This is a genomic window from Streptomyces sp. NPDC001851, assembly GCF_040297165.1.
Classification (GTDB): Bacteria; Actinomycetota; Actinomycetes; order Streptomycetales; family Streptomycetaceae; genus Streptomyces.
In genome coordinates, this window is record NZ_JBEOYR010000010.1 from 58,549 (window position 1) to 77,885 (window position 19,337).

Here is a 19,337-nt window from a genome sequence, read left to right on the forward strand (position 1 = left end):
CGTCGGCCACCTCGCACAGCCGGCCCACGGACAAACTTGGCGGTCACCCCGTACGGGCGGTCCACCGAAGATCTCGGCAGGACGGCCCATACGGCCGCCCTGCCGGAGGCCTCGGCGTCCGCCCCGCGCGGGCGGGTCCGCCGCAAGGCTCGGCGGTCGTCCCTGGTGGGCGGTTCGCCGGAAGGCTCGGCGGTCGCCTTGTACGGGCGGCCGGCCGGGAGGAATCGGCGGGTCGGCTTGTGCGGCCGGACCGTCGGAAGGCTCCGGTCGGGAGGGACGGCTCCCGGCCGGGGTCCGTGGACCCGAGCGGGGTCCACGGCAGCCGTTCCGGGGCTCGTGCGCACGCACGGAGCCTCGGAACGGCACCACTCGAACCGCTCACAGCGCCACCCCCGTCCCGGTCCGTCCCAGGGCTCCCGACCCGCTTGAGCCCGGGCGCCCCCTGACCACCCGCACCACCTCCATGAAACCCATGTCGACCAAGACGTGTTAGCCGCTCGGAGGAGCCGCCGTGGCCGCCCATCCTGTTGACGAGAAACTCCCCGCCCTGAAAATGGCGACCAGCGGCCTGCAGCACGTGGCCGCCATGTACGCGGGAGTCGTCGCCCCGCCCCTGATCGTCGGCGCGGCCGTAGGCCTGTCCGGCACCGACCTCACCTTCCTCACCGGCGCCTGTCTGTTCACCGCCGGGCTCGCCACCTTCCTGCAGACCCTGGGGTTCTGGAAGATCGGCGCCCGGCTGCCGTTCGTCAACGGCGTCACCTTCGCCGGTGTCGCCCCCATGACGGCGATCGCCGCCTCCGCCAAGGACAAGTCCGACGCGCTGCCGGTCATCTTCGGCGCGGTCATCGTCGCCGGGCTCCTCGGCTTCCTCGCCGCCCCCTTCTTCAGCAAGGCGATCCGCTTCTTCCCGCCCGTCGTCACCGGCTCGGTCATCACCCTGATCGGCGTCTCGCTGCTCCCCGTCGCCTTCGGCTGGGCCCAGGGCCCCGACCCCAGGGCGAGCGACTACGGTTCGACGACCTACCTCACCCTCGCCGGCATCACCCTGGCCATCGTCCTCGTCCTGCGCCGCTTCACCCGCGGCTTCGTCAAGCAGATCGCGGTCCTGCTCGGCCTGATCACCGGCACGCTCATCGCGATACCCTTCGGCGTCACGGACTTCGGCCCCGTCGCCCACGCGGACGTCGTCGGCTTCCCGGCCCCGTTCCACTTCGGCGCCCCGCGGTTCCAGATCGCGGCGATCCTGTCGATGTGCGTGGTCATGGTCGTCTCCATGACGGAGTCCACGGCCGACATGCTGGCGCTCGGCGAGGTCGTCGAACGCCCCGCCGACGAGAGGACCATCGCCGCGGGACTGCGCGCCGACACCCTCGGTTCGGCCCTCAGCCCGCTGTTCAACGGCTTCATGTGCAGCGCCTTCGCCCAGAACATCGGCCTCGTCGCCATGACGAGGATCCGCAGCCGCTACGTCGTCGCCGTCGGCGGCGGCTTCCTGGTCCTGATGGGCCTGTGCCCGGCGGCCGCCTCGCTCATCGCGGTCGTACCCCGCCCGGTCCTCGGCGGCGCCGGCGTCGTCCTGTTCGGCTCGGTCGCCGCGAGCGGCATCCAGACCCTGGTCCGGGCCGGACTGGAGAAGGACAACAACATCCTGATCGTCGCCGTCTCCCTCGCGGTCGGCATCATCCCGATCACCGCGCCCGGCTTCTACCACGCCTTCCCGGGGACCGCGAAGATCGTCCTGGACTCCGGCATCTCCACCGGCTGCGTCACCGCCGTCCTCCTCAACCTCGTCTTCAACCACATCGGCAAGGGCCGCGAGGCCGAGGACGTCACCCATCCGATGGAGGCGGGGGAGGAACTGGCACCGGCGCGCTGAACCGGCGGCGGGGCGGGGGCCGGGGTCACCCCTCGGTCCCCGCCCCGGCCGCGGCTCTGCACGCGGCGGACTCCGCGGCGATGAGACGGGCCGTCTCCGGGTCGTCCGTCAGGGCGAGGGCCTCGTCGTAGAGGACGGTCGCCGCCTTGTGACGGCCCTGGGCACGGTGGCAGCGGGCGCGCCACAGCCGTACGGCGCCGCGGTACGTGGTCTCGCCCACCGACCTCGAATCGGCCTCCACGGCGTCCAGTTCGCGTGAGGCGGCGTCCGGCTGCCCGCTGTGGAGCAGCACCTGCACCAGAACCAACCGTGTGGTGATGACGCCGGGACCCCCGGATTCGAGCGCCGCGAGGTCCCGGAGGAAGGACCGCAGCTCCGCCTCCGCCTGTGCCGCCTCGCCGAAGTCGAGCTGGAGGGCGGCACGGATGTGGTGCGGGTGTACGAGCGCCTTGGTGTGGACGGCCATGGCGTGGGGGTCCGACCGGTACCGGGCGAGGAGATTCCCGAGGACGTCCAGGGCCTCTCGGCGGCGGTCCTGCCGCACCAGGTTCTGGGCCAGTCGCCGGGACATGTCCAGGTAGAGCCGGGACCGCGTCTCCACGGACGTCTCCAGTTGCACGAGAATGCGGCGGTACAGCTGCTCGGCCTCCGGCAGCAGTCGCCCGGAGTCGAGGGCGTGGGCGGCCAGATGGGCGAGGTGCACGTCGAGGCCGTCCCCGTACGCCCCGAGCTCCGTCATCAGGGTGCGGGCCTCGGCCGTCGCTTCGTCGTCGCGGCCCTGTTCGGCCAGGGTGGCCACCAGGTTGCCCTGAGCCATGATCAGTCTTCTCGGGACCGTCCCCAGGTGACGCAGTTTCCGGATGGAGGCACGCAGTTCCGCTTCCGCTTCGCCCAGCCTGCCCTCCTTCAGCAGTGCCCTCGCCCATCCCAGGCGTGCGAAGACGGTCTCCAGGTGGTCCGGGCCCAGGCTCCGCACGAGCCCCTGGAACAGGTCATGTGTCGCTCGGACCCGCTCCGGGCCCCTGAGCCGGGCATGGTGGGCCCGGTGAACGGCCGACCTCAGCGGGTCGTCGGGGGCCAGGGTGCCGGAGCGCTCCATCAGCAGGGTGACGAGTTCGTCCACGAGGTCATATCGGCTGGACGCGACGGCATACCGCTGGGCCGCCATGCCGAGTTCCAGGAATGCGCCGAGCGACTGGGCGTACTCCGGCGGGACACAGCGGATTCCCGCCGTGATGTGCGGAATGTGGAGCTGCCAGACCTTCCACATCTCGGGCGCCGTCGACAACTCGGCCAGTACCCCGGCGACGCTCCCCGCGCCCCGCCACAGCCCGGCGCGCGTGGGTTCGGGCGCCGTGCGCATCTGCAGCGCGTTCGTCTCCAGGACCAAGGGGTGCGCCGTCAGACACGGCATCACCCACCGGTCCTCCTGGTCGGCCGCCAGCGTCACGTCCTCCACCGTCAGCAGACTCACGTCCCCCAACGCCTCAAGAGCCAGCTCGACCCGCTCGGCCCCCGACGGGAAGAGCTCCTGCCTCGTCTGCACGGCGCGCTGCAGCACCATCACGGGAAACGGCGCCCGGCCGAAGCAGGACAGCAGCCGCATCAGGTCCCTCGCCTCGGGAAGTCCCTGGGCGGCCAGCAGGTCCAGGCTCATCTCCCAGGTGCGGCCGACCAGCCGCCGCAGCCGCCGTTCCCCGGCGGACTGGCCGTCGGGCTCTCCGCGGTCCAGCAACTCCGCGCCGAGCCGGTCGAGTTCGCGGGCATAACCGGCGAAGTCCCGTACCAGCCCGTGGTCGCCGCTGTCGCGCAGCAGCCCGAACCCGCGCCGGGTGCGGGCGAGATACGCCCCGGCCAGCCGCAGGGCCAGCGGCAGTCCGCCGAGCCGCTCGGCCAGCAGCAGGGCGTCGGCCGCCGGGCCCGAGTCACCCGCGAAGTCCATCAGGACGGCGGCCCCGTCCTCGGGCGAGAGGACGTCCACGGACCGGCACCGCCCCTGCCCGCCCCACACCATCGGATTGCCGACCCGGCTGGTGACGACGGTGAGGCCGGCCGGGCTGGTCCGGATCCACCCGGTGCCGTCACCGGCCGCGCCGTCCACGGCGGCGGTCACGGCCGGTTCGTCGGCGTTGTCCACCACGAGCAGCCAGGGCTCGTCGGCCGTGTCGAGGGCCCGCCACACCAGGTCCGTCGCGCTGGACCGCCCGGACCAGGCGGCCTCGACCTGCTGCTCCGAGACACCCAGTTCCCGTGCGACCTGGCGCATTCCCGTCGTCAGCCGCTCGCGGGTGGTGGCGGAGAGCCAGAACACCCGGCGGCCCTGCCGGTGGGCGTACTGCGCCAGCCGCAGCGCCACGGTCGTCTTCCCGCCGCCGCCCAGCCCGTGCAGCACCTGCACCTGGTCAGCGCCCTCCAGCAACTCCCGCTCCAGCGCGGCCAGCAGCTCGTCCCGGCCCCGGACCCGCCCCGGAAGCTCACCGTAGGGCGCGCGGACGGAGAAGGTGCCGGGCGCGGCGGCGCTGCCGGGACCCGCCGGCACGGGGGCGTCGGCCGCGACCGGTGTCCCACCGCGTCGGCGGCCCTTGTGCGCCCGCTCCGCGTCCTTCGCCGCGTCCACCGCCCGCCGCCACTCCACGTCCGGGACCACCCTGCTGCCCTTGAGCAGGGCCGCGACAGTGGCCCAGGTCGGCGCGCGGGTGCCGGAGAGGGCGTCCGAAACGGTCGTACGCCCCACCCCGCAGGCGGCGGCGATCTCCCGGAGACTGCCGAACCCGGCCGTGGAGAGGACCCGCCGCAGCCGGAGGGCCAACGCGCGTACCGGCTCCGGGGCCTCCGGATCGACGGGCGTCAACGCCAGTCCCGCGCACGGCCGCTGCTCCCTGCCCGTCCTCATGTGCTCCTCCACCCCCATGGTGCCGTCGAACGAGCCTACGGGGTGGGCGTCCCCGTCCGCGCGGGTTCCGGAAGTGTCCGGACCCGGACACCCGCGGACACCCGGACAGCCGACGTCACCGCAGCTCACGGTCGTGGTGTCCGGCTCCTGTCCGCAGCCGCTGCCGGCCACCCGCAACCGCCGCGTACACCGGGAGCGCACCGGCTGGAACACCGGCCGGCGGCATGGACCCGCCGGCGGACGAAGGGAACGGACCGTGCACATCATCGAGTTGGTCCACCAGCACCAGGACGCGATCGTCGTGGCGATCCGGCTGGGCGGCGCGGCGTGGCGTGCGGTGAGGGCGGTGCGGCGCGTACTGCACGATAGGGAGGCACCGAGCGCCGACGGGGGAGTACGCCATGAACGAGTCCGGCCGTGTCGAGGCCTTCAGCGACGGCGTGTTCGCCATCGCCATCACCCTGCTCGTCCTGGACATCAAGGTGCCCAGGACGGGTGACCACGGCGGGCTGTGGGCCGCCATCGGCGCGCAGTGGCCGTCGTACGCCGCCTATGTGGTCAGCTTCCTGGTCATCGGGATCATGTGGGTCAACCACCACCAGCTGTTCAGCTATGTCGCCCGGGTCGACCGGCCGCTGATGTTCCTGAACCTGATGGTGCTGATGGTCGTGGCCGTCGTGCCCTGGCCGACGGCCATGCTCGCCGAGTACCTGCGCGAGGGCACCGCCTCGCACGCGGCGGCGGCCGTCTACAGCCTGGTGATGGTGGCCATGGCCCTCGCCTTCCAGGCTCTGTGGTGGCACCTCACCCGCACCGGCCACCTCTTCGACGCGCGCGTGGACACCGCGGCGGCCCGAGGAACCCGCGCCCGCTTCGCCCTCGGGTCCCTCGGCTACCCCCTGACGGTGGGCCTCGCCTTCGTCTCCGCACCCCTGACCCTGGCCGCCCACGGCCTGCTCGCGCTCTACTACGGCTTCAACCAGGTCCCGGTGCCGATCCGCCGCGACCGGGCCATGCCATGAGACCGGCCATCGCGAGCGCTCGGCGCGGCGAGGCCGAGCGGGCCGGCCGCGCACGTCCCGGACCCGGGCGCACGGCGGGGGCGCTCACACCCGGGCCGCTCGACGCGCAGGCTCCGTGCGGGGCTACAGGCCGAACAGGCCCGGGTCGACGGCCAGTTCCTCGAAGACCTTGCCCGGGTCCGCCACCAGTCTGCGCTCCTTGAGGTCCAGCAGGCCGGTGACCGCGGTGAGTTCGGCCGCGACCGTGCCGTCCGGCTTGCGGATCTCCTGCCGGACCCGGAAGGTCTTGCCCCCACCCCACTCGAACGCGCAGGTCACGTCGACCTCGTCACCGGCGAGCAGCTCGTGCCGGTAGCGGATCGTCGTCTCCAGCGACACCGGTCCCACCCCCCGGCCCATGAGCTCGGCCTGGGTCACTCCGGCCGCCTTCAGGAGGGACCAGCGGGCGTGCTCCGCGTAGTTGACGTACACCGCCTGGTTCAGATGGCCCTGCACATCCGTCTCGTAGCCGCGGACGGTCACGCGTACGGAAAACGGTTCGCTCACGGGTTCCCCTTCTCGTGTACGGCACACTGACCCGCCGATCCTCGCACGCCGCTCACATCCGGCGCGGCGAGGCGAGCAGGTACCGCACCCTCGTCCGCGGTTCGGTGTACTCGCCGGCCTGCCAGCCCGCGCGTGCCAGCGTGGCCGCGCAGGACGCGAGGGCCCGCGCGTCCTGCGCGTACACGGCGACCGCCTCCGGCTGCGGGGTCGCGCGGACCCGGTAGCCGTCCGTGTCCCCGCCCGCGGGACGGTGCCCGGCCGCCTCCAGGGCGAGTGCCGCCGCCCGCACCAGATGCGTGCGCTCCCAGCCGCACGGCCGGTCCGCCGCGCCGTCGGGGTTGGTCATGCGGCGCAGCTCCAGCAGCCCCTGCCAGGCGCTGTGCACCTCACGCAGCCGCGCCGGACCGTCCGCGGGCGGCGACTCCTCGCCACCGGCCCGCGCCGCGAACACGCCCGTGGCCGGCGTGGGCTCCTCGGGCGCCGGGGGCTGCGCCTCCCGTATCCGATGCCCGGCCGGGGTCAGGAAGTGCTCGTGCGGCGGCCGCGGATGCCGGAACGCCAGCCCCCGCGCGACCAGCGCCGCGAGCTGCGCCCCGGTACCGCGCAGCCGTCCGGTCACCGGATCGGCGGCCTCGATCAGACGCCGCTGCGCGGCGGTCGGCGGTCGCGTCACAGCGCGCTCCTTCCGGTACCGTTCCCCGTCCGGGCCGTCTGCCGGACGGCCTCCTGTGCAGAGTACGGTCCGGGTCCGACAACGGGGTTCCGCTACTGCGGCGGCCGGATGTTCCACCCCGCCACCACCGGCCGCCCGTGCTCCGTGCCCAGGCGGCACAGTGCCCCCGTCGCGAGCTGGAACAGGGCCCCCTGCCGGGGCGGGAGACCGAGGCGGCGGGCGGTCAGGACGCGCAGGAAGTGGCCGTGGGCGATCAGGACGACGCCGCCCTCGGTGCCGGCGAGGGCGGCATCGGCCTTGGCCAGCACCCGGTCGGCGCGCTCGCCGACCTGCTCCGGGGTCTCGCCCGGATGCTCCGGCGGCCCGGGTGCGACCCCGTCCGTGAACAGGAACCAGCCGGGGCGGCTCCGCTGGATCTCCACGGTGGTCACGCCCTCGTAGCCGCCGTAGTCCCATTCGCGCAGGTCGGCGTCGACCCGGGCGTCCGGGATCCCGATGAGCCCGGCGGTCTCCCGGGCCCGCCGCAGGGGGCTGACGAACGCGGCCCCGATCCGGTGCGAGCGGATCAGCGGCACCAGCCGGCGCGCCTCCTCCCGCCCGTGCTCGGTGAGGGGAACGTCGGTCCAGCCGGTGTGCCGTCCGGACCGCGACCACTCGGTCTCACCGTGCCGGACGAGAAAGAGGTCAGCCACGTCAGCGCCCTTCCCGCTCGCCTGTCAGCACCGTGTCACAGGGCGGCGGCCGCCCGCAGGACGGACTCGGCCAGTCGGCCGTTCTCCGGGGCCGCGCCCACCCCGGAAGGGAAGGAGAACCGGCGCCGGGTGTAGGCGTACGCGATGCCGTTCGCCGGGTCGGCGAAGCCCAGCGAACCGGTCGCGCCGCTGTGCCCGAAGGTGCCGGCGCCGAGGAACGGGTAGAGCGCCGGGGTGTGCTCGAAGCCGCGCGCGAAGTGGTCCTCGCTGCCGGTGACCAGGTCCGGGCCGCCCGGGGTGCGCAGCTCGCCGAAGAGGGCCGCGGTCGCGGGCGTGAGCAGCGGCGGCCTGCCGTCCACGGAGCTGATGGCGGCCGCGAACATCCCGGCGACCCGCGGGCGTTGCCCACGCCGCCCGAGGACGCCGGCCCGAGCGCCTTCACCCGGGGGTGGTTGCCGAAGGCCACGAGGTCGATCGGCGCCGGCCCGTGCGCGCCGAACGCGATGCCCCGGATGCTGTCCGGGGCCGCCGCCCGCTCCTTCAGCAGTACGGCCTCCTCCGGGGTCGGCACCAGCGGCTGCACGTCCACCCAGCGCGGCTCCGCCGCCGCGGGCAGCCCCAGGTAGTAGTCGAGCCCGTACGGCGACCGGATCCGCTCCTCGTACAGCTCCTGGACGGACCGGCCGGTCGCCCGGCGCACCACCTCGCCGGTGAGGGCGCCGATGACGAAGGCGTGGTAGCCCCAGGCGGTGCCCGGCTCCCACAGCGGCCGGCGCTGCGCCAGCCGGGCCGCGGTGATCCGGTCGTCGGCCAACTCCTCGACGGTGAAGGCCTGTTCTGCGTCGTTGACGAGTCCGGCACGGTGCTCCAGCAGCTCGCCCAGCGTCAGCCGGTCCTTGCCGTGGGCGCCGAACTCGGGCCAGTAGGCGGCCACTTCACGGTCCAGGTCGAGCACCCCGTCCTGCACCAGCAGGGCGACGACGAGGTGGGCGGCTCCCTTGGCGAGGGAGTACAGGGTCGTCAGGGAGTCCCCGTCGATGCCGTCGCCGCCCCACAGGTCCACCACGCGCCGCCCGTGCCGGTACACCACGAACTGTGCGCCCGGATCGTCCCGTTCCCCGGCGAGCACCGCCGCGAACTCCTCGCGTACGCCCTCGAATCCCTCCGCCACCGTGCCGTGCACATCGATCCGCATGTGTCGTTCCCCCTGTCCGTTGATCACCGGCAGGGACCGTAAACACCCGGTGGCGGCCGGGCATTCCCGGTGGCTCAGGTGCCCGGCGGGACCAGTGTGCTCTCGGGGCCGAGCTTCTGGGCACCGGAGTCGGCGTACAGCGAGGTCTCGCCGTCGGACCAGCGCACGAGCAGGTCGTTGCCCGTGTGGTCCGGGGTGAGGTCGCCGGTGGTCATGACCTGGGCGTGCGTCCAGGTGCCGTTCGGGCCGCGCAGCCGGGACCGGGTGCCCGGTCCGCCGGCCGAGACACCGGCGTAGCTGTCGAGCGTGCCGTCGGACGAGACCGCGAGCAGGTCCGCGCCGGCCGTGCCGCGCAGGGCGCCGCCGCTCAGCAGCGTGGCCTTGGTCCAGGTGCCGTTCGCCGCGAGGATCTGCTTGCCGGTGCCGAAGGACCCGGCGCGGACCGCGGTGTAGAGGACCAGGCTGCCGTCGGAGCGGCGCGCCAGCACATCGGTCGCGCCCGTGGCCCCGTGGAACTGCCCGGCGGTGAGCTGTACGACGTTCTTCCAGACCGAGTTGGGCTTCGCCATCTGTATCTCGCGGCCCACTCCCGAAGGGCTGAGGTCCGGGTACAGGGTGGCCTCGCCGTCCGACCAGCGCACCAGCAGGCCCGGCCGGCCGCCGGTGAAGGTCCCGCCGGTGATGTTGCGGGCGTGCGTCCAGGTGGTGTTCGCCTTCAGCAGCTGCTTCTCGGCACCGAACGCGCCGTTGCCGTCCCCGGGGTACAGGGTGACCCCGCCGTTGGACCAGACGACGAGCAGGTCGCCGAGGTGGTCGCCGGTGTAGTCCGCGGAGGCCATCAGCGCGGCCTTCTGCCAGCGGGCCGCGCCGCCCGGCAGCTGGAGCCCCTGGTACGCGGGCAGACCGGCGGACGGGCCCTGGTTCGCGACCGCGTTGGCGAGCAGGTTCTGGGCGTCGGCTCCGAACGCCGGGGCGTAGCTGATGTAGTCGACGTTCGCGTCGTTGCCGCCGCCGTTGTAGCCGCCGAGGTTGCCGATGACGTGGCCGGTGCCCGCGTCGTCCTGGTAGTCGGTGATCCACGGGCTGCCGGACACGCCGCCGTAGTAGCCGCCGCAGGTCATCGACATCTGCCGGTAGCCGGGTAGTTGCCGCGTCGGCACGGTGCACTTGACGGCGCTTCCGGCGCTGTTGTGCCCGTAGGAGGGATAGCCGACGACGGTCACGTTCTGGTGGGTGTAGCCGTTCGCGGGGGTGAAGGTCAGTCCGCCGCCGACCGCGTCCTGGAGGCTCTGGCCGCGCTGGTTGGCCGAGACCCTGGCGAACGCGGTGTCCAGGTCCGACGCGGGCCCCTTGGTGGTCGTCGACCCCTTGTCGGGCACGTAGCGGGGGTCGGTGAAGACCCGCTGGATGTGGAAGATGCCGTACGGCTGCCGGTCGGGGCTGGCACCCTTCACGAACCTGGGGACGAAGATGTAGTCGCCCTTCATGCTCAGCGCGCAGTGGGCGGCGGTGAGCACGATGTTCCGTGCCGTGGTGTCGATCACACTGCCCGTGCAGTGCCAGGTGGTGCCGCCCGGCCCGTCGGACCCGAAGAACGTCCCGACGACACGGGTCCCCTGGAAGGGCGTGCCCTGCGGCCGGCCCGCCGTCGCGACCCCCGGGCCGGGCCGGTCCGGCTGTGTCCGGTCCCCGTCCAGCGGCGCCGCGTCCGCCATCCGCTGCGCGGTCCAGAAGCGGGCGGCCTGCTGCGCCTCCTGCCCGGCGGGGGGCGCCGGCGACGCGGCGGCCCGGGCCTGCGCGGGCGCGACCACGCTGCCGAGGGCCGCGCCGCACACCACGGCGACGGTCGTCCGGCGTATGCGCGACGAGGACGGTCTTCTGGACGTGGACAACGGTGCTCCCCCTGGTCTGCTGCGGGTCTGTCGGAACCGGCCCGGGGAAACGGCGGCGCGGCGCTGGCAGGGCGCGAAGATTCCCCCCGGTTCGTGCGGGGCGATCTTCGCACAGGCGCGCGAATACACGAAACGGGCTACTGGCGGTATCCGCCGAGGAACCGTCCGATCCTGCCGATCGCCGCCTCCAGGTCCTCCGCGTGCGGCAGGGTGAGGATGCGGAAGTGGTCGGGGGAGGGCCAGTTGAAGCCGGTGCCCTGGACGACCTGGATCTTCTCGCGGAGGAGGAGGTCCAGCACGAACTTCTCGTCGTCGTGGATCCGGTGCACCTCCGGGTCGATGCGCGGGAAGGCGTACAGGGCGCCCTTGGGCTTCACGCAGGACACGCCGGGGATCTCGTTGAGCTTCTCCCAGGCCACGTTGCGCTGCTCGTACAACCGGCCGCCGGGCAGCGTGAGTTCGCGGATGGACTGACGGCCGCCGAGCGCGGCCTGGATGGCGTACTGGGCGGGCGCATTGGGGCACAGGCGCATGGAGGCCAGCATGGTCAGGCCCTCCAGGTAGTCCTTCGCGTGCTGCCGGGGGCCGGTCACGACCAGCCAGCCGGAGCGGAAGCCCGCCACCCGGTACGTCTTCGACAGGCCGCAGAAGGTGAGGACGACCAGGTCGGGGGCGAGGGCGGCGGCCGAGTGGTGGACCGCGTCGTCGTAGAGGATCTGGTCGTAGATCTCGTCGGCGAACACCATCAGGCCGTGCCGGCGGGCGAGGTCCAGGATGCCCTCGACGACCTCCTTGGGATACACCGCGCCCGTGGGGTTGTTCGGGTTGATGATGACCACGGCCTTCGTCCGGTCCGTGATCTTCGCCGCCATGTCGGCCAGGTCCGGGTTCCAGTCGGCCTGTTCGTCGCACAGGTAGTGCACCGCCTTGCCGCCGGCGAGGGTGGTCACGGCGGTCCACAGCGGGTAGTCCGGTGCGGGGACGAGGATTTCGTCGCCGTCCTCGATCAGTGCCTGTACGGCCATGGAGACCAGCTCCGAGACGCCGTTGCCCAGGAAGACGTCGTCCACGCCGACATCGAGGCCGAGGTGCTGATAGCGCTGGGCGACCGCCCGGCGGGCGGAGAGGATGCCGCGGGAGTCGCTGTAGCCGTGCGCCTTGGGCAGCATCCGGATCATGTCCTGGACGATCTCCTCGGGCGCCTCGAACCCGAAGGCGGCGGGGTTGCCGGTGTTCAGGCGCAGCACGCTGTGCCCGGCCTCCTCCAGCGCGTTGGCGTGCTCGATCACCGGGCCGCGGATCTCGTAGCAGACCTCGCTGAGCTTGTTCGACTGCCGGAACTCCATGCGCCCCTCCGGAAACTCGTGTTGCTTGGTTTTACCAAGTGGGAGCTTGGAAAGTCCAATGACATGTCTAGACTGCGGGTCATGTCACCTCGCCGAAGCTACGACCAGTACTGCTCCGCAGCCCGCGCCCTCGATCTCGTCGGCGACCGCTGGACCCTGCTGATCGTCCGGGAGCTGCTGGCCGGCCCCCGTCGCTACACGGACCTGCACGCGGACCTGCCCGGCGTGAGCACGGACGTACTCGCCTCCCGGCTGAAGGACATGGAGCGCGACGGCCTCACCACCCGCCGCCGGCTGCCCCCGCCGGGAGCGGCCTACGTCTACGAACTCACCGCGCGGGGGCGCGAGTTGCTTCCCGTGCTGCAGGCGCTGGGCAGCTGGGGCGAGGCCGAGCTGGGCGAGCGCCGGCCGACCGACGCGGTCCGCGCCCACTGGTTCGCGCTGCCCCTGCTGCGGGCCCTGGAGGGGGAGGGGACCGTGGAAGTGCGCCTGGCGGAAGGGGAGTTCCATCTGCGTGCCGGCGCGGAGGAGGGTCCGGTGTACGGTCACGGGCCCGCGCCCGGCGGGGCCGACGCCCGGCTGGAGCTGGACGCGGCGACCTGCGAGGCCGTGGCGCGGGGCGAAGCGGGCCTGCCGGACGCGGTACGGGCCGGCCGGGTGACGGTGACGGGGGACGGCACCCTCGCCAAGGCCTTGCGGGAGGCGTGACCCCGGCGGGTCCGCCGCGGCCGTCCGGCACGGCGCGAAGGCCCGCCCGGCGGGCGGGCCTTCGACGACGTCCGATCACACGTCCGGCGGCACCCGGGACGGCCGTCCCGACCCCCGGGTCAGCGCGTACCCGCCGATACCGGCGAGCGCCGCGAGCACACCGCCGATCGCGGTCCACACCCACCGGTCGGACCACCAGCCGGAGGACCAGCCGTCGTCGGAGCCGAAGCTGGACAGGACCGCCGTCCTGGAACCGTCCCCGTCCGCCGCGGACCTGACGGCGATCCCGGGGACCAGCGGCTTGCCCAGCGAGCCGTCCACCGCCGCCGCGCCGCCGATGTCCTGGGAGCCGGCGCGCACCTCGGCGCTCACCGGCTTGCCCAGGTCGGCGGAGCCGAGGTCCACGACCGTCAGCCGGATGTAGTACGTGCCCGGCAGCGGATCGCCCGCCCACGGCTCGGACCAGGAGCGCACCGTCCGCAGCACACAGGCCAGTTCGACGGAGGGCGCGCCCTGCCCGGCCGTACGGGTCGCCGCCCCGTACTGGCAGGCCTGGCGGCGCCGCAGCCCGTCGTACACATCGATCTGCCAGGTCTGCGCCCCGTGCGTGGCGGGCAGCTTCACGCTCGCCTCGACGGTGGGCTGCTGCCCGGTGTCCGCGGGGAACGACCAGTACAGGTAGTCACCCGTCGAACCGGACGCCGTGGCCCGCTGCCCCTGCCGGATCTCCGTCGCCGTACGGAACGAGGTGCCCGCCCGGGTGGGGGCCTTGCCGTCGGCGGAGGCGCCGGGAGACGGGGAGGAGTCGGCCGCGGCCGGTCCGGCCGCGAGCCCGAGTGCCAGCAGCGCCGCACCCATCACACGTGTGATCCGCATCAGTTCGTCCTCCAGACCGCGACCCGCCAGCGCGACAGCCAGCCCCACAGCAGACCCGCCAGGAAGCCGGTCAGCACCAGCGCACCCAGCAGCCACCAGCCGCGGCCGAGACCGAAGGAGGCCACGTCGTGATGCCCGGACGGCCCGTCCACGACGTCGACCGTCAGCTCCAGCGGCAGACCCGGCGTGGTCTTGACGCCCGCCGCGGCCGAGAAGGAGTCGGTGACCTGCAGGCACACCGTCTCCGCGGGCGCGTTGTCGTCATCGCTCCCGGGCTTCGGATAGCGCAGACCCGTCGAGATCACGTCCGTACGGCCCGTGCCGGCGGCCTCGCCGCGCACGATCTCCCGTCCCCGCTCGGTCACCGCCCGCAGCAGCACCCCGTAGTCCGGGTTCACGGCGCGGTCGTCGGCCACGCTCACCGAGGCGCGCAGCTCCTTGCCGGGAGCCACCTCGACCTTGTACCAGCGCTGCTGCCCGAACTCCGCACGGTCCGTGTACAGCCCGGACTTCAGCGTCGGCGCCTTCTCGCACTGCGCGGCGCCCTCGGTGGCCACCGGCGTCACCACCGGATCGGCCGCCCGGTCCACCAACTGCCCGACCCGGTCGGACAGTTCCTCCTTGTGCCGGACGTCGGTGTAGGTGCCGCCGGTCGCGTCCGCGATGCAGCTGAGCTGGTCGCGGGTCTTGGCGTCCGGCACCAGGCCGAGGGTGTCGATGGTCAGCCCGATGCCCTTGGCCGCTATCTCGCGGGCCACCTCGCACGGGTCGAGCGGCTGGCAGGTGTCCTCGCCGTCGCTGATCAGGACGATACGGCGGCTGCCCGCGCCGCCGTTGAGGTCGTCCGCCGCCTTCAGCAGCGCGGGCCCGATCGGCGTCCAGCCGGTCGGCTGCAGCGTGGCCACCGCCGTCTTCGCTTCGGTCCGGTTCAGCGGGCCGACCGGGTAGAGCCGCGCGGTGTCCTTGCAGCCCTCCTTGCGGTCGTTGCCGCGGTAGTTGGCGCCCAGGGTGCGGATGCCGAGCTCGACCTCCTGCGGCGTCGCGTCCAGCACCTCGTTGAACGCCTGCTTCGCCGCGGCCATCCGGGAGCCGCCGTCGATGTCCCGCGTCCGCATCGAACCGCTGACGTCCAGCACGAGTTCGACCTTCGGGGCGGCCGCCTGTGTCTCGTCGGCGACGGCTCCGCCGGGGCACGCGATCCCGGCCGCCAGGGCGGCGAGCAGGGCGCAGACTCCCGCCGCCAGCCGTTGTCTTGTGATCATCGCCGGATCTTATGGAGCGGACCGTCCGGGCTCCAAAACGAGCGGCGCCCGGATCACCGCCCCGCGCCGGACGCGCCGGTCCGCCGACGGGTTCCCCGTGCTCAGCTCATCGGGTTGGGCAGGGCCGTCCACTGGTCGCCCGGGGTCCCCGGAGACAGCCGCATCAGGGTCAACGCCTTCGCCGGCAGCGGGCCCTCACGCAGGGCGCGCAGGCCGGGGCCGTCCGCGAGGTCCGGTACGGCGGCGGACAGGGCCGCCCCCAGCGCCGCGGCGGACCCCGCCGTACCGGCCAGCGCGCCCGCCACCAGGGAGCCGAACAGCTTGCGGCGCAGGACCGTCTCGTCGTCGTTGACCAGGCGGCCGGTGAGCGCGGGCGGGACGATGCCGTGCCGGGTCAGGCGGGCCGGGCTGATCCGGATGTCGGCCAGGTCGCGGTAGACCAGCCGTCGGGGGGTGCCGTCCGCCGCCAGGACCACCAGCAGGTTCTGGCCGTGCGCCTCCAGGGCCACGCCGAGGTCGAGCAGGCGCAGCCCCACGGTCAGGGCCAGGCGGGTGAACGCGGCCATCCAGGCGGGCGCGTCCGGCAGGCCGGTGGTGGCGAGCGCGGCCACCGGGAGGACCCGTTCGCCCGGGCCCGTGTACACCTCGGGCGACTCGCGCAGCAGCGCGGCCAGGTCGGGGGAGTGGGCCGAGACCGCGCCCAGCGTGCGGGTGAAGTGCAGCAGGCCGTCGGTGCGGGCCGTCAGCTCCTCGCCGAGGGCCGTCAGCGGCGCGGCGGCCTGGACCGAGTACGCGGAGATGTCCCGCACGGAGGACGTCAGCCGGACGCTCAGCGCGGTCTTCACGTGCGCGCCGCCCGGCAGTGCGAGGGTGCGCAGCGACAGCAGGGGACGGGCGGGGTGCCAGGGGCCGTACGACCGCTTCAGGACGTGGTCGGCCTGCCAGGGGTGCACGGGCACCAGCAGCCGTGCGCCGTCGCGCAGTTCCTCCGGCCAGTCACCGCTCACCAGGCAGTCCGCCGCCGGCACCGGCACCGTCCCCAGCCGCACCACCGGCCGGTGCTCCGGGCCGTACGCCAGCTGCTCGGCCACCGAGAAACCGGGACGGGCACGGCAGCCCGGGTGGTACGGATGCCCGTCGGTCACCCGCTGCTCCCACTCCCAGTCCTGCCCGGGCCACTCCTTCGGGTGGTCCGCGCCGGCCCGTGACAGCGCCAACGAGGCGACGCTGTCCGCCAGTTCGGCGGCGAAGGACGCGCCGTGCGGCACGGCGAGGGCGGTCATCAGCGCGGCCGGGTCCACCTGGCGCTCGCGGTCCAGGCGGACGCCGGTGACGTACGCGCTCGTGGCGTACGGGTCCGCGTGCGGCCCGTGCAGCGTCCGGCCGTCGGCGAGCCGCAGCGCCAGGCTGTGCGCGCCGCGCACCCGGCCGGTGATCCACGGCAGCGGCTCGTGGGCCAGCGCACGCCACAGCCGGGTCAGCACCGCGGCGCGGGCGCCCGGCAGCTCCGCCGTGTACCGGGGCAGCAGCGCCGGCCGGACGGCCGCCAGCTCCTCGGCGACCCGGGCCTCGGTGGTGGGGGGACGGTGCATGGTCGGCTCCTCGGTTGCACACTGCACGCAGGACGATGGTCGGGGACCACAGACATACTGGGCGCGACGGCCCCCGACGAAACGAAGGGATCGCGTGGAGCTGACATCCCCCGCCCCCGCCCCCGCCGACGCCGACGCCGTCGGCCGCCGCGCCGACGCCTACGCGGCCGCGCCCGTGCTGAACTGCCTGCTGCGCGAGGTGGCCGAGCCGGATCCCGGTGACCCGCGGGTGCACCGGCTGCCGAGCGGGCGGCTGCTGCGGGTGCGTCCCGGCCGCCGTCCCGCCGACCCCGAGGTGCGCGCCGCCGGGGCCTGGCACCGCGTCGGCCACACCGAACTGGTCAAACTCGTGACCGAGGAACTGCGCCGGCACACCGGGCTGGCGGGCGGCGACGTGCCCGCCGAGATGGCCGACAGCCGGGACGCGGTCGCCGCGCTGCTCACCGCCCGCGCCCGGGCGACACCGCCCGCGGACCCCTATCTGCTCTCCGAGCAGTCCCTGATCACCGGTCATCCCTGCCACCCCGCCCCCAAGGCGCGCGGCGGCGGCCCGGTCGCGTCCTGGCTGCCGTACGCCCCGGAGGCGCACGCCCGTTTCCCGCTGGTGCTGCTCGGGGTCCGCGAGGACCAGGTGGCCGAGGAGGGCGACACCGGCGCCCTGGACGCGCTCGGCTCGGCCCCGCCCGGCTACCGGCTGCTGCCTGCTCACCCCTGGCAGCTGGAGCTGGTGGGCCGGGAGCTGGCGGAGGCCTTCGCGGACGGCCGTCTGCTCCGTCTCGGCACGACCGGCTTCGACACCTGGCCGACGGCGGCCGTCCGCACGGTGTACGAGCCTGAGCGCGACCTGTTCCTGAAGTTCAGCCTGGACGTCCGCATCACCAATGACGTCCGCCGGCTGTGGCGCCACGACCTGCGCACCGTGCGCCGTACCGACCCGCCCGCCCGGCACGCCTTCGCGGCCGTCGGTCCGCCCGCGGCCTGGCTGAGCGACCGCGGTCACCGCACCGCCGCCTTCGCCTACGAGGAGCTGGCCGTCCTCGTCCGCGACGGCCTGCGGGGCCATCTCCCGCCCGGCGCCACCCCCCTGCTCGCGGCCGGACTCGCGGAGGGCTTCGACGGCAGTCCGCTGGCCACCGCGGCCGACCCGGCCGGCTGGTGGGAGGCGTATCTGCGCCAGGTCGTACCTCCCGCCCTCACCGCCTTCGGCGACCACGGCGTCGTCGCCGAGGCCCACCTCCAGAACACCCTCGTCGCCGTGGACGCGGCCGGCACCCCCGTGGCCGCGCTGTTCCGGGACGCCGAGGGCGTCAAGCTGCTGCCGGAGGTGAGCCGGGCCGCGGGCTGGGAGCGGCTGGTGTACTGCCTGGTGGTGAACCAGCTCACCGAGATCGCCGCGGCCCTCGCCGAACACCACCCCGGCTTCGACCCCTGGCCCGCGGCCCGCCGTGAACTGGCCCGGCACGACCTGCCCGAGATCCCCGCCCTGCTCACCGCGCCCACCCTGCCCGGCAAGACCAACCTGCTGCTGCGCTGGACCGGCGCGGACGGCGCGGACGCCCGCTACCTGCCCGTGCCCAACCCGCTGGCGGCCCGCTGACCCCCGGTGCGGCTCACCGGGCCGTGCCGAAGTCCTGGGTCCAGTAGCTGCCCGGCTGTGCGAGACCGACGCCGATCTGCTGGAACGAGCAGTTGAGGATGTTGGCGCGGTGCCCGGGGCTGGACATCCAGCCCGCCATGACCTCGTCCGCCGTGGCGTAGCCGTAGGCGACGTTCTCGCCGTAGGCGCTCCAGGCGTAGCCGGCGGCCGTGATCCGGTCGCCCGGCGCGGAGCCGTCCGACCCGGTGTGCGACATGTTCTGGTGGGCCGCCATGTCCGCGCTGTGCGCCTGCGCGGCCTTGGTCAGCGCCGGGTTCAGGGTCAGGTCCTGGCAACCGGCCTTGGCGCGCTCGGCGTTGACGAGCTGCACGATGCGCGCGACGACCGCGGACGCCGTGGCGGTGGCCTTCGGCGTGCTCGGCGCGGCCTTCGGGGTGCTCGGTGCGGCAGGGGCCGAGGGGGCGGCGGCGGTCGGCCGGGGAGCACGGGTCGTCGCGGGCCGGGGGGCCGCGGCCTTCGTCGGGGCGCTCGGGTGAGCGGTGGCCCGGGGCGTGGACGGCGCGCTGGACGGCGCGGTGCCGGTGGGGTGGCCGTTGCGGTGGTGATGGTGGTGGTGCCGGTGGGGTTGCTGCCACTGCAACGGGGCCGCGGGTGTCACGGCGGCCTGGGACGGGTCGTCCGGGCCGTACGGCCAGTCGGAACAGGCCAGGGCGACGGATGGTACGCCGACGGCGCCGATGGCGACGGCGGCGATGACTATCCGCCGGTAGTGCTGCGTCCTGCGGTGCTTGCCCATGCGTGAACCTCACTCGGTGATCGCCGAGTGGTCATTTTCAGGACGGCGTCACAGAGAGCGCAAAGGTCTCTTCCGCCCCGTTCTACTACCGCGCCTCGTAGACCGCGGAGGGTCTTGCCAGGCGGGCCAGGAGATGCCGACTTCGCATCCGCGATGTTTGCTCGATGCTGTCGTGCTGTCAGAAACGCGCGGTGCGCGAGGGATAGGGGACGTCGCCGTGCGGTGGGCGCGCGCTCGCCCGCCGGGCGGCTCGAATCCATGGCAAGACGGACAAGTCCTCTATGTCCCTTGGGTGGCACCTACTACCCGGCCTGCTTAGTCGCCGTCCGGGGTGTGAGGGATGTCACCGGGCCGGCCTGCTTTAGGGT

Annotated in this window: 14 protein-coding genes and 1 pseudogene; 4 read left to right on the forward strand and 11 right to left on the reverse strand. The window is 73.8% G+C overall.

Annotation, left to right across the window (positions count from 1 at the left end; all coding sequences use genetic code 11):
• The first annotated feature begins 511 nt into the window (after window positions 1-511).
• Entirely contained in the window at window positions 512-1,879 is a 1,368-nt protein-coding gene (locus ABT171_RS16630) for a nucleobase:cation symporter-2 family protein (RefSeq protein WP_351244256.1), read from the forward strand.
• A 25-nt stretch (window positions 1,880-1,904) separates the two neighbouring features.
• Here ABT171_RS16630 and ABT171_RS16635 read toward each other — a convergent pair whose 3' ends face one another.
• Window positions 1,905-4,772 carry a hypothetical protein gene (locus ABT171_RS16635; RefSeq protein ID WP_351244258.1) on the reverse strand — a complete coding sequence of 956 codons (2,868 nt, stop codon included), beginning with the start codon at window positions 4,770-4,772 and terminating at the stop codon, window positions 1,905-1,907.
• A 401-nt stretch (window positions 4,773-5,173) separates the two neighbouring features.
• Here ABT171_RS16635 and ABT171_RS16640 point away from each other — a divergent pair, with 401 nt between their 5' ends.
• A complete protein-coding gene (locus ABT171_RS16640) occupies window positions 5,174-5,794 on the forward strand; it encodes a TMEM175 family protein (protein WP_351244260.1) in 621 nt (206 codons plus the stop codon).
• A 123-nt stretch (window positions 5,795-5,917) separates the two neighbouring features.
• Here the strand turns inward: ABT171_RS16640 and ABT171_RS16645 are convergent, their stop codons facing one another.
• The 6 genes and pseudogenes from ABT171_RS16645 to ABT171_RS16670 form a co-directional block, all read right to left on the reverse strand.
• On the reverse strand, window positions 5,918-6,340 hold the full coding sequence (locus ABT171_RS16645; protein ID WP_351244262.1) for an acyl-CoA thioesterase: 423 nt from the start codon (window positions 6,338-6,340) through the stop codon (window positions 5,918-5,920).
• A 52-nt stretch (window positions 6,341-6,392) separates the two neighbouring features.
• A complete protein-coding gene (locus tag ABT171_RS16650) occupies window positions 6,393-7,013 on the reverse strand; it encodes a hypothetical protein (protein ID WP_351244264.1) in 621 nt (206 codons plus the stop codon).
• A gap of 92 nt (window positions 7,014-7,105) precedes the next feature.
• A complete protein-coding gene (locus tag ABT171_RS16655) occupies window positions 7,106-7,705 on the reverse strand; it encodes a histidine phosphatase family protein (RefSeq protein ID WP_351244266.1) in 600 nt (199 codons plus the stop codon).
• A 35-nt stretch (window positions 7,706-7,740) separates the two neighbouring features.
• Window positions 7,741-8,900: pseudogene (locus ABT171_RS16660) on the reverse strand (serine hydrolase domain-containing protein).
• A 74-nt stretch (window positions 8,901-8,974) separates the two neighbouring features.
• Window positions 8,975-10,792 carry a trypsin-like serine peptidase gene (locus ABT171_RS16665; RefSeq protein WP_351244268.1) on the reverse strand — a complete coding sequence of 606 codons (1,818 nt, stop codon included), beginning with the start codon at window positions 10,790-10,792 and terminating at the stop codon, window positions 8,975-8,977.
• A 137-nt stretch (window positions 10,793-10,929) separates the two neighbouring features.
• Window positions 10,930-12,138 (reverse strand): pyridoxal phosphate-dependent aminotransferase, encoded by a 1,209-nt coding sequence (locus ABT171_RS16670; RefSeq protein WP_351244270.1) that lies wholly within the window; start codon window positions 12,136-12,138, stop codon window positions 10,930-10,932.
• A gap of 81 nt (window positions 12,139-12,219) precedes the next feature.
• Here ABT171_RS16670 and ABT171_RS16675 point away from each other — a divergent pair, with 81 nt between their 5' ends.
• The gene (locus ABT171_RS16675; RefSeq protein ID WP_351244272.1) at window positions 12,220-12,846 is read left to right on the forward strand and encodes a winged helix-turn-helix transcriptional regulator; all 627 of its coding nucleotides are present in this window, start codon (window positions 12,220-12,222) and stop codon (window positions 12,844-12,846) included.
• A gap of 75 nt (window positions 12,847-12,921) precedes the next feature.
• Here the strand turns inward: ABT171_RS16675 and ABT171_RS16680 are convergent, their stop codons facing one another.
• The 3 genes from ABT171_RS16680 to ABT171_RS16690 form a co-directional block, all read right to left on the reverse strand.
• Window positions 12,922-13,722 (reverse strand): hypothetical protein, encoded by an 801-nt coding sequence (locus ABT171_RS16680; protein ID WP_351244274.1) that lies wholly within the window; start codon window positions 13,720-13,722, stop codon window positions 12,922-12,924.
• On the reverse strand, window positions 13,722-14,984 hold the full coding sequence (locus tag ABT171_RS16685; RefSeq protein WP_351244276.1) for a VWA domain-containing protein: 1,263 nt from the start codon (window positions 14,982-14,984) through the stop codon (window positions 13,722-13,724). Before ABT171_RS16685 ends, ABT171_RS16680 begins: the two co-directional genes overlap by 1 nt.
• A gap of 101 nt (window positions 14,985-15,085) precedes the next feature.
• Window positions 15,086-16,576, reverse strand: coding sequence for an IucA/IucC family protein (locus ABT171_RS16690; protein WP_351244278.1), 1,491 nt, complete (start codon window positions 16,574-16,576; stop codon window positions 15,086-15,088).
• Between the two features lie 94 nt (window positions 16,577-16,670).
• Here ABT171_RS16690 and ABT171_RS16695 point away from each other — a divergent pair, with 94 nt between their 5' ends.
• Complete coding sequence (locus ABT171_RS16695; RefSeq protein ID WP_351244280.1) at window positions 16,671-18,173, forward strand: IucA/IucC family protein; 1,503 nt, start codon at window positions 16,671-16,673, stop codon at window positions 18,171-18,173.
• A 13-nt stretch (window positions 18,174-18,186) separates the two neighbouring features.
• On the opposite strand, the gene ABT171_RS16700 is transcribed toward ABT171_RS16695, so the two are convergent.
• On the reverse strand, window positions 18,187-18,969 hold the full coding sequence (locus ABT171_RS16700) for a CAP domain-containing protein (protein WP_351244282.1): 783 nt from the start codon (window positions 18,967-18,969) through the stop codon (window positions 18,187-18,189).
• Between the last annotated feature and the right edge of the window lie 368 nt (window positions 18,970-19,337).